Raw genomic sequence first — 14,356 nt, forward strand, 5'->3', positions numbered from 1 at the left:
GGGGGCGCAGGTGCCGCGTTGTGCCTCACCGAAACGTATTTCTTCACTCCGACGGGGTGTGGGTGAGGGGCAATCCTTGGATAGTGGAACAGGCCGTCTGTTGGCTTCTGGCGCATTGGATGTGATGTGCCAGATCCCCATCAAAGGAGACCGTCATGGTGTTGCTCAACAAGGAAGTGGATCTGGCCCAGGAAGTTTTCGCGGTGATGACGCCTGCGGAATCGTCTGTCGCGGACACCCCGGCGTATACGCCGATGTCCGCTCTGGGCGTGTTCCCGATCGCGCTGGGACCGGAGCTGCCGAAAGACCCGTCCTGAGATGATGCAGGTATCGCCTGTGTCCGGGAGGCCGAGATCAGCGTGACTACGGAGATCGAGAACGCGGTTGACCGGCTTGCGGCAGCTCTGCATGCCCGACTAGCCGATCGGGAGCGGCGTCCTCTTTCGGAGTCCCTCTCATCCGAGTCACATTCTGATACGGCCCTGGCCGCCGTGCGGGTGCTGGGGTGCGATGTCCTGGCGCCCGCTTTGGCACGCGGTGAACCACCGTGCGCCACCGAGCGGGCAGTCCTTGCTGAAGCGCTGAATCGCCTGCCTGCCACCTCAGCACAGCCGGTAGAGGTACGCATGATATCCATTGCTGTCTCCGGCTTCGCGCTCAACGGTGACTGCGCACCTGCGGCAGCCGAACAGGCCTGTAACGAGTGGTGGTGGCAGGTCGGCGACAGCGACTGGCGCGAGTTGGCCCGCAGTCTGATGTGGCTGGCACCCATGGCGTGGCCGCACACCAGCGGGTTTGCCATTCGGAAGCTGGCACAGCGCGAGATCGATGTCGGCCGTGCCGTGACTCGGGCACTGATGCGCCGGGACTATGCGGCCGCGGCTCGTTTGTGCCGATGGGCAGCCCTGGTAGAAGCCGGCGGCGCCACTGTCGGCCTGGACTTGGGGAAGGTACTGGAACGGCTGGAACTTGTGAGCGGCGGTGGCCCGCAGACAGCCCTGCATACAGTGCTCGGCCGCCTCGCGCTGACGGCGGGAGGGGCGCGGTGACCTCGCTCGACGAGTCAGTGGTGCTGGCGATGGCTGACAGGGCGGTGACCTGGTTGCATACTCATCTACCCCACGCGTCGATGCCGCCGGATGTCTCCGCGGACCTGGTAGACAGCATCAACGACTACAAAGCGCTGGGCGAACTGGCCGTGATGGCCAGCGTGATCATCCATGCTCTCCCGGACGCGATGCATCAGCGTGCAAGGGATGTACTGGACTTCAGCTGGAAGGAGTTGCACGGGGGCGGGCTGTTGTACGAGCGGCAACTACGCCATCCGACTCTGACCGACCCGGTCGAGTCCTACGCTCCGTTTGCTTCAGCCGGGTTTCACCACGCGGCCCTGGAAGAGCTTCTGCGACACGTACACGGCTTGGTCGCTTTCAAGGGAACCGAGTTGTATCCCAACCGCCGTCTGGGGGTGGCCAACGCCCAGCGACTTGCCGGACTTCCGCATCCCGACAACTGGCAGGATCTGGCAGCTGCTACGTGGCTGGGCCATCTGCCCGAGCCGTGGGCCATCGACTGGGACGATGCCTACTGCGTGACCCATACCGTGTTCCATCTCGCGGACTGGGGTCGCCGCCCTCTTGAGCTGCCTGCACCGGCCATCGTCTACCTCGAACGATGGCTTCCGGTGTGGCTGGACGCGTGGAGTGAGACTCAGGAGTGGGATTTGGTCGGGGAACTCCTCATCGTCGACCTGTGCCTGCCACACCCACTCTTCCCTCCCGAATTCTGGCTGTTGATCGCTGACGCTCAGCACGTCTCCGGTTTCGTCGCGCGCAAGGGTACGGCTGAACCCACACCTCAAGCCGATCCGGCCTCAGAGTTCCGGCGCCACCAGCACACCACCTGCGTCGTTGCCATCGCCGCAGCACTCGCGGCATCCCGGCTGCGTGATGTCTGAGCCCGATCCCGCAGATCTGGCCTCCGCCATACTGCGGGAAAGCGGGCCAAACCACGCGGCTGCTGTCAGTGTCTCGTGTGCCGCGGGCCGGTTTCATGTGTGTACCGGCTTCACCTCGCTGGCCGCCCGCACGCCGGTCACGTGCCACTCGGCATTCGAGGTGGGCTCCGTCAGCAAGACCTTCACCGCGCTGCTGCTCGCCGTGCTGATGGAAGAGGGCATTCTGAGCGGCGACGCCCTGCTGGCCGACTACGTGCCTGCGCGCTGTGTGCCCAAGGCGCCCACTGCGCGCCGGATCACAGCACTCCACCTGGCAACACACACTTCCGGGCTCCCGCACCTTGCTCCGCGGATGTTGCTCAAAGCGGTGCCTGCCTATGTCACCGACCCCTACCGTCACTACCACGAGGACGACCTCCTCCAAGACCTCGTGCACGCCCGGCCTCGCTTCACCCCGGGGGCAGCCGCCCACTACTCCAACTTCGGTTTCGCTCTCCTGGGCCACCTGATCGAACATGCCACCCAGCGCACCTTTGCGGACCTGATTGACGAAAAGATCACCATTCCCATGGGGCTCACTCAGACCACCGCCCACCGCGACCGAGCCCAGGCCGACGGATACTGGCACAACCTGCGCGTGCCTCCCCTGAATACACCCGCCTTCTTCGGCGCCGGATCAATCCGTTCAAGCGCCCATGACCTCACTCGCTACCTCCACCAGCACATCAACCCCGCACCAGAACTGCCCGATGCGCTGCGCCGCGCACTGCACGCTGTTCTTCATCCGCTCGTCGGCCTTCGAACACCCATGGCTTGGCACCACCGACAAACCGGTAACGGAGACCTGTACCTCCACCCCGGCAGCACTCGAGGTTTCACCGCATTCATCGGGTTCGGCCCCACTGCACGTACCACATGCGCCGCCGTCGCAAGCCGGGGCTGGACTCGCCGCAACACTCTGATCCAGAACTCCTACCTCTTGCTCCGCCACTACACGGCGCTTTCTCCACTGCCCCACGTCACCCCGCCGGCAGCCACCGCATCCACCCTCGGCCCTCCGAAATCCGACCCGCCGACTCCTCAGCAGTCGACGCTGTAAACCATCCGGACCAGTCATCTGACGAAGCGGTGTCGAAAGACACTGGCATCACTCGATGGTTCAACCGCTATCACGCCCAAGACTGCGAACCGACGCAAGTGAGCCCTCTAAACCTTGCCTGATGCGTCCACCTGGGAACACGCCACTTCCAGGGCAAGACCTCAAAGCCGTCCGCCGCTCCTGCCTCAACGCCGCCAGCCCCTCAGACGCTTCAGCTTTCACATATTTCGCTTCAACACCAGTCTAAAGTCCCGGCAAAATTTGCCTGGAAATCGATCCTGAAGGGACGGCGACTGAAACGAAGTGGCCTTTTTGGTCACCGCTATTTCACTCACGCGCAGGTGCGAGTAGCTTACGCGCAACAGCCCATTTACCCCGAAGGGAGAATCCATGATCAGAAGAAGGATCGTCAGCTTCGGCACTGCCGTCATGATCGCGGGAGCTGGCGCGGTGGTGGCCGCATCCCCGGCAAGTGCGACGCCGCAGGCATCGACGACAACAGCATTCCTCGAGTGCCAGGGATACACGCTCGGTGGTACCGCGACCGCCTTCACCCAGTGCTCCGGAGCCTCGATAGGTTCATACCTCAACGTCACCGTGCACGTTACGTCACCCGTGAGCACGACATTTCTCTGCACGAGTCTGACTGTTGTGGGAACCAATCCGGCGACGGGCGTCAACGCGCTCGGAGTGAACTGTGTGCCTATCGGCCCATGAGCAAGACAGTCCAGCAACTGCTTACTGCGCATTTTCAGCGTTGCCTCTCCAGGGTGAGAACAGCCTTGGCGACTGACGTCGTGCGGCTGGGGCTGATCCGGGACCTGCGGAAGATTCGCCAGGACTTCAGCAGTGCAATGCTCCGCGCGACAGGTGCTCGGGACTTGGCCAGGGCCCGGTTGACCGTCTGCTGCGTTGGGGACAGATGCCCGCCGGGCGGCCGTCTGCGCCCGGTTGTGACCCAGGGGCCGGCGCCCTGGTAGGCGCGGTCGGCAAGGACGGGGACGCCTTGGCGTTCGCAGATCCGGATGATCCGGTGAGTCCGGGCCGCGGTCAGGTCGTGGCCCCGGCCCGGCAAGGCCGGTGAGATCCACAGCACTTTCCCGGCAGGGTCGGTCACGACCTGCACGTTCACGCCGTGGCGGCGATGCTTGTGCGAGTAGTCGGCCTGGCCGTCGCCGACCCGGTCGCACTCGGCGAGCGTTCCGTCGAGCAGGACGTACTGCGGCTCGTGTTCGCGCAGGGCCTTGAGCAGGCCGGGCGCCCGGGCGGCCAGCAGATCGATCACCGCGGCCGTGTAGGCGTGGGCAGTGCCGACTGAGATCCCGAAGCCGGCGGAAATCTGAGCCAAAGTGTCGTGCTTGCGCAGGCACACCAGAGCGACGAGCGCGGGTTAGTACGGCGGGAGCCTGCAGCGGCGGTCACCCTCGCGAGTGACGATGTGCTTCCCGCTGGCGGGAAGCGATCCGGAGCAGGGCCGGCAGTTCCTGCTGGACCACGCTGCGGAGCATGGGAACTGTCTGCTCTACACGCCTGATGACTCGCTTTCCCTGACTGATATCGGTGTTCTTCTGCGCTCGCAGCGGGTCGGGGCAGCGCGCCTGACCCGTCCGCTGTTCGTGAAGGAGGAGTGGTCGGAGTCGGAGTACTTCCGAGACCGCCTTCCGCTGGAGGGCGCCTCAGGCTGAGCGCTCGATCTGGCGAACTGACGCCAGACTCTGTGTGCAAGTCGCGATGAGATGCCGCGGGTCTTGGACTCGACGATCTCGGTCGGCAAGGTGTCCGGGTGTGTGCTGATCTTGTGCCGGACGGCCTGCGGGGATCGGGTGGCCCCGTTGCTGCCGCCCCCTCCCGAACGATGCCACCGGCATCCCGGGAGGTGCGTGTTCCTGACCGAACAGCACTCGCCGGCGTCCTGTTCGTGCTGCGGACCGGTGTCGCCTGGCGGGACGTCCCGGCGGAGACTGTGAGCTGTTCCGGCGTGACGGCCTGGCGCCGACTGCGGGACTGGACCGAGGCCGGCGCCAGGCCACGCATGTACGCCGCCCTCCTGACCGAGCTCCGCCGCGCTGACCTGCTGGACCTGAACGACTGCTCCGCGGACGGATCGCATGTCCGGGCCCTCAAAGGGGGACCACGTCGGCCCCTCACCCGTCGACCGCGCCCGCCCCGGCTCCCAGCACCACCTGATCGTTGACCGCCACGGAACCTCACTCGCAGTCACGCTCACTGGCGGCAACCGACATGACGTCACCCAGCTCCTGCCCCTGCCCGATGCGGTCCCGCCGCAAACCCGGTGCCTGTACGCCGACCGGGGCTACGACTTCGGCAAGGACCGCCTGCTGCGGAAACGAGGCAGCAAACCCGTGATCGCCCGACGGTCCATCGCCCACGGCTCCGGACTGGGCAAGGTCCGCTGGGTGGTCGAGCGCACGTTCGCCTGGCTGCACCAGTTCACACGGCTCCGCACCCGCTACGAACGCCGCGCCGACCCCCAGCAGGGGTTGCTCGAACTGGCCTGCAGCCTCATACGCCTCCGCCGCCTTCGGACGTCATTCTGAGACGAACAGTTAGGCGCTGATTCGCGCTCGGGAGCGGCGCCCTGGGCGCACCCGTTGACGCTGAACGCTCCCCATGCTTCGTGTGCGCTCCCAATCTCGGAATCCATGGTGGTGAGAGTATGAGTGTCCCTCAAGTGTGCCTGGTGCGTGCGGAGTCCGCGCAGCGAATCTAAAAGGCGCGTGGCGGTTTCGTCCTGTATAATCGACGAAGAGGTCACCTCTCATGCCGTAACTCTCGATCGCACGATCGTCGCACGCCCACAGCCGACGAACCCACAGGCGAACATCCGGCTGAGCACATTTATCCGTCAGCACTTTTGCGAGTACGCCCACACCAGCGCATCTTCGCCCACCGCAGCAGGTCGGCGACCGGGGTCGAAGCGGGAAGGTTCGATATCCAGTAGCCGGTCGGGTGTTCTGGCCGTCCGGCCATTCGACCAGGAGCGTCTGTGCGGGCAGAACGCAGTCCCACCGGTTGCGGCCGCCGCCCGCCTCCTGAGCCGCGGCCAGGGACTGCTTGCCCGCAGGCCGGACGGTCAGTACCGCGAACCGTGGGGTCATCGCGCCTTTGCTGCCCTGACGCCAGGTCACTACGGTGAACCGGGCCGCGTCGGTCTCGGCCGCGAGGGCGGAGATGACTCGTGGTGGGGTGCGATAGCGGGGCAGCGTGGGCGGACCGAGCCCACTGTATGCCCGGATGCTGCGGCTCGGCGCCCTCGAGGTGGGCGACCTCCTTCCCGGTCAGCGCGAGGACGTAGGGCAGTCCTCGTTCCCCGAGGCCGATCCGAAACGGTGTTGACGCCGTAGCCAGCTTCGGCGACCACGATGGACGCCTTCAGCTGGTGGACGACGTCGTCGGGGACTCCCGCGCGACGGCAGCGGTCCGGTTCGGCCGTCCACTCCCGCGGGAGATACAACTGCCAGTTCAGCGGGCATGTGGCGGTGTCGGTGGGGGATGCTGACCGCGATCTGGCAGTTCGCCCGTCCGACCGCGCCGCAGTACTGCCGGGCCACCCCGGCCGACGCCCGCCCGCACTTGGGGAACAACACGTCGACCACACCTCGGGCGTGACCGTCTCGGTGAGCCGCTCGGCGATCCGTCGCCTGACCGGCAGCGGATCCCACGGCGGCTGGTTCACGAACTGCTGCAGGGCGTGCATGTTCCCGTCCGACAGACGCTCGGCCATCGGCTGGACCGACTTCCGCCGGCCGTCGAGCATCAAGGCCCCGCAGTTAACACCCGCCCCACCGCCGCTGATCCCGCCGCGGCGGTCTCCCGTTCCAGGTCCGGGGGCGGTCGGCTGTGCTATCAGATGGACAGCCGACTATGCGTGCGGGGTGTGCACAACGCGCGCCCCGTGCGCGGTAGATGCTCCTGATGACCGGCTCACCCCCGTGGACACCGCGGTACTGCTGTACCACTCTCAAGAGCGACACAGGACACCGCGCGGATCGACCACGGCGCGCCTCTGCGGAGCTTCTTGTGGATGACCGTTCCGTGTCAGCTGCGCGCTTGCCCCAGGAAAGGCCGTCCCGAAAGGTGCACCATGAAAATCAGCGCCACGACACACCACAGACCGGCACCGCGCACGATAGTCAGCCCAGTCACGGCATTACTGTTCTTGCTCACCGGCCTGCTGTGCACCGCCGGGCCGGCGAGCGCCAAATCGGATGGTCTGCTCGACGCCACCTGTATCCCGCCCAGCAGCTCGAACCTGACCTACAGTCCGCCTCTCACCAACGTCCCGCAGGTGAGCACCCCATCGCTGAGCTGGCAACTCGGACCCTGTGTCTCCACCTCAGTCCCCGCGCTCACCTCCGGTACAGCCACCGTCACCGGCACACCCCAGCCGCGTACCTGCCTCGAACTCCTCAGCGCAGGGCAAGGGACACGAACGATCCACTGGAACACCGGCGCGACCAGCACTATGTCGCTGAACCGGACAGTCACCCTGGCCGGTACGGCCCTCGTCGTCACCCACCCCGGCACCGTCACATCCGGCCTCTTCGCGGGCGACACCGTCGTCATCACCGAAACCGGAGTGGCCACCGACATCCTGCTCTGCACCGCCGGACTGGGCACGGTCAACAGCATCAACAATCTCATCACCATGGAGGTCACATCCGTGTGACCAGACCCCGCGAGAAGGCGGCCACCCAGCGTGCACGCCACCTTGAGAGTGTCTCTCCGAGTGAGCGCTTTCAGCCTGGGCACTGACCGGGTGACTCCAACGAAGGAGAGGTGGGGGCCACAACGCACGCTCTCCCGTGCGCCGTCGAGGTGGGTGTCTGACGTCTCAACCCGCCGCATGCCAGTCGGCGACAACCCAGCGGACTACTCAAGCAGCGCCGGCGCGGCGTGAACGTCCAGTTCATCACCGATCCGGCCGGCGCACTGCTGTGGATCTCACCCGCCCTTCAGGGCGGCACTCAAGACCTCACCGCAGCCCGTACCCACCGCATTATCCGCCACCTGCGAGCACCACCGTGCCGCCGTTGTCGCCGGCCGTGCCTACACAGGCGTCTGTTCCTGGCAGGGCCGATTCTCAACAGACCAAGAATCGCTGCAAGCTCACTTCCTCGGAGGAAAGTCATGCAGATCCGCACCCAAGTGGGGGCAGTGGCAGCCACAGTGACACTGGCAGGAGCCACGACCCTGATGGCCGCGCCGGTCGCCCAAGCGGTTCCCACCGACCTCGTGTGCACCGGGAGCCAGCAGGTCACCTTCGACCCCCCGGTCAAGAACACTCCGCAGACGGTGACCACTCACGCCCAGGACGTGTACAACTGCTCCTCGGTGCTGACGAACATCAGCTCTGGCGAGATGGACCTGACCACCGTTCGGCCCGACACGTCATGCCTGCTGATCATCACCCCGCCGAGTCCGCAGACGATGACCTTCCATTGGAACAACGGGCAGAGCAGCACCGTGACCTTTACCGTGTACACGACCGCCACTGCCGCGAACAACACTTTCGTCAGCATCGGCACCGGCACTGTGACGTCCGGTCTGGGCGTGGGGGCCCTTGTCACGCGCACGGTGGAGGTCCCCTCGTTGAACGCCGTCGCCTGCGCGAACGAGGGAATCAGCGCGAAGAGCAGCCTCGCCGCCACCCTGACGGTGACAGGTCTCTGACGCGTCGGCCCTCGCAGCGGACGGTCTGCGAGGGCCGGGCGTCGCCTGAGTCCGGAGGACCGGTTCGCATCCCCTTCGCTTCCTCGCCCAAGGGTTGCGTCGGCATCGCCGCGTGATCCGCTCCCGTGAGCTGCGGTTGGATGCCGCCCGTCGGGCTGCCCGCACGCTCGCCCGCCTGCGGGTGGGGCTCTTCTGTGCCAGCTCTAGACCGGATTCGGCGTCGGCACCACCACCGCATACCGCTACGTCACCGAAGCCATCCAATCTCCCACCCTCTACTCCGGCAAACACAAGAGACTCGGGATGAACGTGCAGGTCATCGCCGCCCCCTTCGGCCGGCTGCCGTGGACGTCGCAGGCCCGGCCCCGGCGCCGTCCAAGACGTCCGCGCGGACCGTGAACACGGCATTGTCGGTCTCCTCGCCGAGGCCGGCATCCGGTGCCTGGGCCGACACGGGGTAGCGAGGTGCCGGCGGCACGGTCCGCATCCCGTGGGGGTACGACGGGATCCCCTCCCCGCAGGCCAGCAGGCGGTGAGACCAGTCCACGCGAAGATCCGGACCTGGTCGAGCAGGCGTCGCCGCCCTCGGCTGCCGACGTCTCCTCCGCAAGCTCCGCTGCGCGGCCACCCGCCTTTCGAGCTTCGCCGTCACCATGTGCCGCACCAAGATCGGCCCTGCGGGGGAAGCCGCAGCCGACGCCTCGCCGGAACTGCGCCGCTACCTGGCCGCCTCGGCCCGTGGCTGCGCGCCAACACCGACTGGGCGATCGGCAACAGCCGCTACCCGCGCGCCGACGCCGCGCTGCCGACCCGATACACCGACACCCCGGTCGTCTCCAGACTCGAACCGCTTCCGTTGCCCTGCCCGGCCTGGTGGTGGGACCTGCTGTGAGCCCCACCGTCCAGGCGACCGCCCGGGTGACGAGCGTGACCGGCGGGGTCAGCCGGGAAGGCCTTCCGAGCACGCACCCCGTCTCGAGCCGCCACCAACCGCCCCGTGCGGCGCGGAAGGTGCGCCGCGTTGCTTCCCCATCAACCTCCACGTCACCGAAAGGCGGCTCGATGAACCGCTCCCGCACACACGCCGCTGGCCTGTCCTTGCTCAGTGCGGTGGTCATAGCCCTGCAACCGGCCACCGCCGCGCTCGCGGACGATCGTCCCACCAGCGGATGGAACGACTACTCCTGCCGTCCGTCGGCCGAGCACCCTCGGCCTGTCATCCTCGTGCACGGCACCTTCGGAAACGCCGTAGACAACTGGCTCGTCCTCGCTCCCTACCTGACCCGGCGCGGCTACTGCGTCTTCTCCCTCGACTACGGCCAGCGGGAGGGCATACCCCTGTTCCACGGCCTCGGCCCCGTCGACCGCTCCGCCCACCAGCTCGCGAACTTCGTCGAGCACGTCCGCGAGGCGACAGGAGCCAGGCAGGTAGACCTCGTCGGCCATTCCCAGGGCGGCATGATGCCGCGCTACTACCTGCGCTTCCTCGGCGGGGCCCCCCAGGTCCACGCCCTCGTCGGCCTGGCCCCAGACAACCACGGCACCACCCTGGACGGCCTGGCTACCCTCCTGCCGTCCGTCCCCGCCTCCGGCGAACTCCTGTCGGCGGCGGCCCCCGCCATCACCGACCAGCTCGCGGGCTCGGCGTTCCTCACCCGGCTCAACGCCGGGGGCGACACCGACGCCGGCGTCCTCTACACCGTCATCGCCACCAGGTACGACGAAGCGGTCACCCCGTACCCCAGCCAGTTCCTTAGCGGACCGGAGGTGAGGAACGTGCTGCTACAGGATCTCTGCCCTACCGACATCTCGGACCACGCTGCGATCGGGCTGTCCGACTACATCGCCTTCCACGAAGTGGCAAACGCCCTGGATCCCATGCACGCCACCCCCACCACCTGCGCCGACGCGGTGGCCTGACCTCCGTCGGCCCACCACTCCTCGTCCGCCTCGTCCGCTGAAAGAACCGCGGCGTCAGGCGTCCTCATGCTGGTCTGCGACGGCCTGAAGGGCCTGCCCGAAGCGGTGGAGACCGTCTGGCCGCGGACCATCGTGCAGACCTGCGTGGTGCATCTGCTGCGGAACCCCTTCCGCTATGCAGCCCGCCAGGACTGGGACAAGATCGACAATCCCCTCAAGCCCGTCTACACGGCGCCGACCGAAGAGGCTGCCCTGGACCGGTTCGCCGAGTTCGCCGACGCCTGGGGCCGGAAGTATCCGGCGATCGTGAAACTGTGGGAGAACGCCTGGGAGGAGTTCACCCCCTTCCTGCGGTTCGACACCGAGATCCGCCGCATCGTCTGCACCACCAACGCGATCGAGTCGGTGAATGCCCGCATCCGCCGGGCGGTCAAGGCCCGCGGGCACTTCCCCAACGAGCAGGCCGCCCTGAAGTGCGTCTACATGGCGATCACGTCGCTTGATCCCACGGGCAAGGGCCAGGCTCGCTGGACCATGCGCTGGAAGACCGCGCTGAACGCCTTCGACATCACCTTCGACGGCCGCCTGTCGGCAGCCCGTCTATAGCCCCAACTACCTAAGTTACACCGCTCGTTTGACAGACCCTGAGATCCGGGAGCTGACGCAATGTCGAGGCAATGAGAGTGATCAAGAGCCCGAGAACCCCGAAGATGGCGATGATCACGCTGGTGGCGACGTCCATGACTCAGAGCATGAGTCTGGCCTCTTACCAGCGCAAACAGCCGCGAAATGTATTTTCTGTTGAATTTCGGCAAGAGCGTGACCATTTACATATAAGCGGCCACTGTCACAGCCTTGACTAATTCCTACATGGCGCTTGGAGAAACTCGCAGTCAATTTGTCAAAGTGACAGTGACTGGCTGAAATGGGTTCATGAGAGGGTTCGTGCCCTCTGACGCCTATGCCGTTCCGCCCGACTACGTGGGATCGGCTACTGCTGGCCGGTCTCGACGAGGATGCGGTCGACCTCGGCTTGCACGGCGTCGTCGTTCCGATCGGGGTGCAGGATGCGCACCCCCGGGTCGACGCTCGCGGCCTGCGCCTGTGTTAACAGCCACAGGGTTTGGGGGACGCTGGTTGGGTCCTCGGTCACTCCGTCGCCGAACGCCACTCGGGGCCGCTCGACGACGAGCGAGGGCGTGAACAGCCGGCGGTCGAGCATGACCCGCCGTGCAGGATGCCGGCGAGGGCCGACGCCCGGTAACGCGACTTCTTCTCCCGGGTGGTCATGCAGCGCCGCATCCTCGCCTTGCCCTCGGTCGCAGTCACGGCGCCCTGATCGTCCATGCCGAATGTGGCCGGTGAGTAGCCGACGGAGGGTACGGCCTAGCGCAGGATTGCGTAGGACGTCGCCTGATGTTCGGCAACTCTGATCGCGAACTGCGACAGGGTGATGCTGGCACCCTCGGTGGGCGGATCGACAGGGCGGCCCATATTTCCCGGTCGTCGTCGAACGAGGCGCCGCGGCCAGGGCCGTGGTCGGGTAGGTAGGCGTCCGGGACGATCGGCCGCGCGCGAGCGATCCTGATGTCGCGCAGTCAACTTGACCATGTCTCGTCGAGTGCGTCCATGAGGTCGTGCAGGGGGCGGGTCGTAGTCGGAGCCTCCGAACGGGCTGCCGCGATGACGGCGGTTGGGGAACGCCTTGGGCACGTACGTCGCGGTGAGTGCGTCGACGCCGGTCGTAATGGTGTGGCCCTCGGCGTCGAGGGAGTCGACGATGCCGGCCGTGTGTGGGTGCTCGGTGAGCGGCACGCGAGTGCCGACCCGGTCGGACGTCCCCTAATACAGGGCGTGGACGATCCGCCCGCGCTCACAGCGTTCGAGGTGGCGCCACACGGTGTCGTTGTCGCCGCCGGGCAGCTCGCGCCAGAACGTCACGGCGCGCAGAGTCCCGTACGAGAACTCGGGTACAGCTCGGTCGGACGCATAACGGTGATCAGCGGCGGGCGGCATGGTCGGCATCCCAGGTAACGCGGAGGGGGGCGCACTGGCCGCGCGGTACGCGCTCGGCTGCGTCCTACGTACCTACCTCTTCGTGTCGGCAGCACTCGTCGTTGCCTTCGCGTCGTCCACCGACACACTCGTCCTGGCCTTCTGCGTCGGCGCCGCCATCGGAGTCACAGTCAACGGCTGCATCGCCGGCCTCTACGCCTTGACGCCGAGCGTCTACCCGGCACCGCTGCGGGCGACAGGGGTGGGAGCGGCGATCAGTGTCGGCCGCGTGAGTGCCATCACTCGATCACCGCGCAGGTCAGCATCGCCCCGACCCCTACCAACCCTGCAAACATTTACGCGAACGCCGGAAATACGCAGGTCCTTTAACCTCACCTGACGGCACGTCAGCAAAGTCAGCATTGAGTCAGCAAGTGTCCTGCCACAGCTGCCCACAGCCAGCCACACTGTGGCGTCGCCAACCACTACGGCCTGAGGTCGGCGAGCTGTTCAGGAGCTTTCCGGCAGGGGGGCCGCAAGCAACGAGGATCGCTGACCGCCTACCCCCCCCCGGCGGTCAGTAAAATCGACGCATTACCGAAGGTCAGCGCACCCTCCCTCGCGGTTTCAGCGGCACCGGGGGCAGTTCCGGAGCGGGCAGCGGCGCGCCGTCGTAGCCCTTCACCTCGCCGAACCGGGTCCCTTCCGTCCAGTCCCTGCGGGCCTGCTCGATCTCCTCCTGGGAGCGCCCGATCCAGTTCCAGAACATGATCAGCTCCTCCTCGAACGGCTCGCCGCCCAGGAGCATCAGGCCCGCGTCCGAGTCGGCCCGCAGGGGCAGTTCACGGCGGCCGCAGCCGAGGTAGAGCATGGAGCCCGGCACCAGGGGCACGCCGTCGACGTGGGCCTCGCCGCTCATGGCGAGGACGGCGTACTCGAAGTCCCTTTCCAGCGGCAGGCGTACGTCCGTGCCGGCGGTGAGGGCGAGGTCGGCGCCGACCAGGGGGGTGTACGTGGTGCCGGGCGAGGCGGCGCTGTCGAGGGTGCCGAGGAGCACGGTGGCCGTCAGGCCGGGGGCCGTGACGTGGGGCAGTTCGGCGTGGAACTCGAAGTGCGGGTCGGTGTGGCGGTGGGCGTCCGGGAGGGCCACCCACAGCTGGGCGCCGTGCAGGAGGCGGGCGTGGGCGCGCGGGCTCTCCTCGGAGTGGCTGATCGCGCGGCCGGAGGTCATCAGGCCCAGCTGGCGCGGGCGGATGGTCTGCAGGCTCCCGGTGGAGTCGCGGTGCAGCACCTCGCCCTCGTGCAGCCAGCTCACCGTCTGCAGGCCCATGTGCGGGTGCGGCGGGACCTGCATGCCGGGCTCGTCGGCGATGTCGTCGGGGCCGTAGTGGTCGACGAAGCACCACGCGCCGATCATGCGCCGGCCCAGGTTGGGCAGCAGGCGGCGGACCTCGGTGGACTCGCCGAGTTTCACGCTGCGCGGGCTCAGGAGTTCGCGTACGGGCTCCGCCACCACGAAGCCGCGGCCGCCGCACAGGCTGGGGACCGCGTCCCGGTCAAGGTTGCTCATACCGCCAAAGTAGCCCCCGGCCGGTGCTCCGCGTGGGGCGGTCCCCGAGGCGTCACCGTGGCGGGCGACGAACAGTAGTGGAATGTTCAACCGTGCGGCGTGGTTGGAGGGGCCGAAGGAG

The 14,356-nt window shown here is 66.9% G+C and carries 12 protein-coding genes and 5 pseudogenes; 12 read left to right on the forward strand and 5 right to left on the reverse strand.

Annotated elements, in window-relative coordinates:
• Positions 1-155 precede the first annotated feature (155 nt).
• From EV562_RS34980 to EV562_RS02775, 4 genes are read left to right on the forward strand one after another with little or no spacing between them, the layout of a single operon-like run.
• A complete protein-coding gene (locus EV562_RS34980; RefSeq protein ID WP_166661535.1) occupies positions 156-317 on the forward strand; it encodes a hypothetical protein in 162 nt (53 codons plus the stop codon).
• Between the two features lie 42 nt (positions 318-359).
• Complete coding sequence (locus EV562_RS02765) at positions 360-1,049, forward strand: hypothetical protein (RefSeq protein ID WP_133885013.1); 690 nt, start codon at positions 360-362, stop codon at positions 1,047-1,049.
• The gene (locus EV562_RS02770; protein ID WP_243859950.1) at positions 1,046-1,957 is read left to right on the forward strand and encodes a hypothetical protein; all 912 of its coding nucleotides are present in this window, start codon (positions 1,046-1,048) and stop codon (positions 1,955-1,957) included. Before EV562_RS02765 ends, EV562_RS02770 begins: the two co-directional genes overlap by 4 nt.
• Complete coding sequence (locus EV562_RS02775) at positions 1,950-3,056, forward strand: serine hydrolase domain-containing protein (RefSeq protein WP_243859967.1); 1,107 nt, start codon at positions 1,950-1,952, stop codon at positions 3,054-3,056. Before EV562_RS02770 ends, EV562_RS02775 begins: the two co-directional genes overlap by 8 nt.
• Positions 3,057-3,274: 218 nt before the next feature.
• Here EV562_RS02775 and EV562_RS02780 read toward each other — a convergent pair whose 3' ends face one another.
• A complete protein-coding gene (locus tag EV562_RS02780; RefSeq protein ID WP_133885015.1) occupies positions 3,275-3,610 on the reverse strand; it encodes a hypothetical protein in 336 nt (111 codons plus the stop codon).
• Positions 3,611-3,807: 197 nt separating this feature from the next.
• Positions 3,808-4,494, reverse strand: a pseudogene (locus EV562_RS02785) (transposase family protein).
• A 345-nt stretch (positions 4,495-4,839) separates the two neighbouring features.
• On the opposite strand from EV562_RS02785, the pseudogene EV562_RS02795 reads away from it, so the two are divergent.
• Positions 4,840-5,614: pseudogene (locus EV562_RS02795) on the forward strand (IS5 family transposase).
• A gap of 741 nt (positions 5,615-6,355) precedes the next feature.
• Here EV562_RS02795 and EV562_RS35410 read toward each other — a convergent pair.
• Positions 6,356-6,739, reverse strand: a complete 384-nt coding sequence (locus EV562_RS35410) for a transposase (protein WP_347877062.1) — start codon at positions 6,737-6,739, stop codon at positions 6,356-6,358.
• A 422-nt stretch (positions 6,740-7,161) separates the two neighbouring features.
• Between EV562_RS35410 and EV562_RS02805 the strand changes: the two genes are divergently transcribed.
• The 7 genes and pseudogenes from EV562_RS02805 to EV562_RS02835 all read left to right on the forward strand — a co-directional run.
• On the forward strand, positions 7,162-7,746 hold the full coding sequence (locus EV562_RS02805) for a hypothetical protein (protein ID WP_133885016.1): 585 nt from the start codon (positions 7,162-7,164) through the stop codon (positions 7,744-7,746).
• Positions 7,747-7,929: 183 nt separating this feature from the next.
• Positions 7,930-8,094 (forward strand): annotated as a pseudogene (locus EV562_RS02810) (IS5/IS1182 family transposase); the annotation flags it as partial.
• Between the two features lie 113 nt (positions 8,095-8,207).
• Positions 8,208-8,750 carry a hypothetical protein gene (locus EV562_RS02815; RefSeq protein ID WP_133885017.1) on the forward strand — a complete coding sequence of 181 codons (543 nt, stop codon included), beginning with the start codon at positions 8,208-8,210 and terminating at the stop codon, positions 8,748-8,750.
• 198 nt (positions 8,751-8,948) lie between these two features.
• A pseudogene (locus tag EV562_RS35415) lies at positions 8,949-9,391 on the forward strand (transposase family protein); the annotation flags it as partial.
• A 14-nt stretch (positions 9,392-9,405) separates the two neighbouring features.
• Positions 9,406-9,642: a hypothetical protein gene (locus EV562_RS02825; protein WP_133885018.1), complete on the forward strand. Its 237-nt coding sequence runs from the start codon at positions 9,406-9,408 to the stop codon at positions 9,640-9,642.
• Between the two features lie 170 nt (positions 9,643-9,812).
• Complete coding sequence (locus tag EV562_RS02830) at positions 9,813-10,670, forward strand: alpha/beta fold hydrolase (protein WP_133885019.1); 858 nt, start codon at positions 9,813-9,815, stop codon at positions 10,668-10,670.
• A 69-nt stretch (positions 10,671-10,739) separates the two neighbouring features.
• Positions 10,740-11,276 (forward strand): annotated as a pseudogene (locus tag EV562_RS02835) (transposase); the annotation flags it as partial.
• 385 nt (positions 11,277-11,661) lie between these two features.
• Here the strand turns inward: EV562_RS02835 and EV562_RS02840 are convergent.
• Both EV562_RS02840 and EV562_RS02845 read right to left on the reverse strand, forming a co-directional pair.
• Positions 11,662-11,892 (reverse strand): hypothetical protein, encoded by a 231-nt coding sequence (locus tag EV562_RS02840; protein WP_133885020.1) that lies wholly within the window; start codon positions 11,890-11,892, stop codon positions 11,662-11,664.
• A 1,377-nt stretch (positions 11,893-13,269) separates the two neighbouring features.
• On the reverse strand, positions 13,270-14,235 hold the full coding sequence (locus EV562_RS02845; protein WP_133885021.1) for a pirin family protein: 966 nt from the start codon (positions 14,233-14,235) through the stop codon (positions 13,270-13,272).
• Between the last annotated feature and the right edge of the window lie 121 nt (positions 14,236-14,356).

The organism is Streptomyces sp. BK208 (genome assembly GCF_004364245.1).
Taxonomy (GTDB): Bacteria; Actinomycetota; Actinomycetes; order Streptomycetales; family Streptomycetaceae; genus Streptomyces.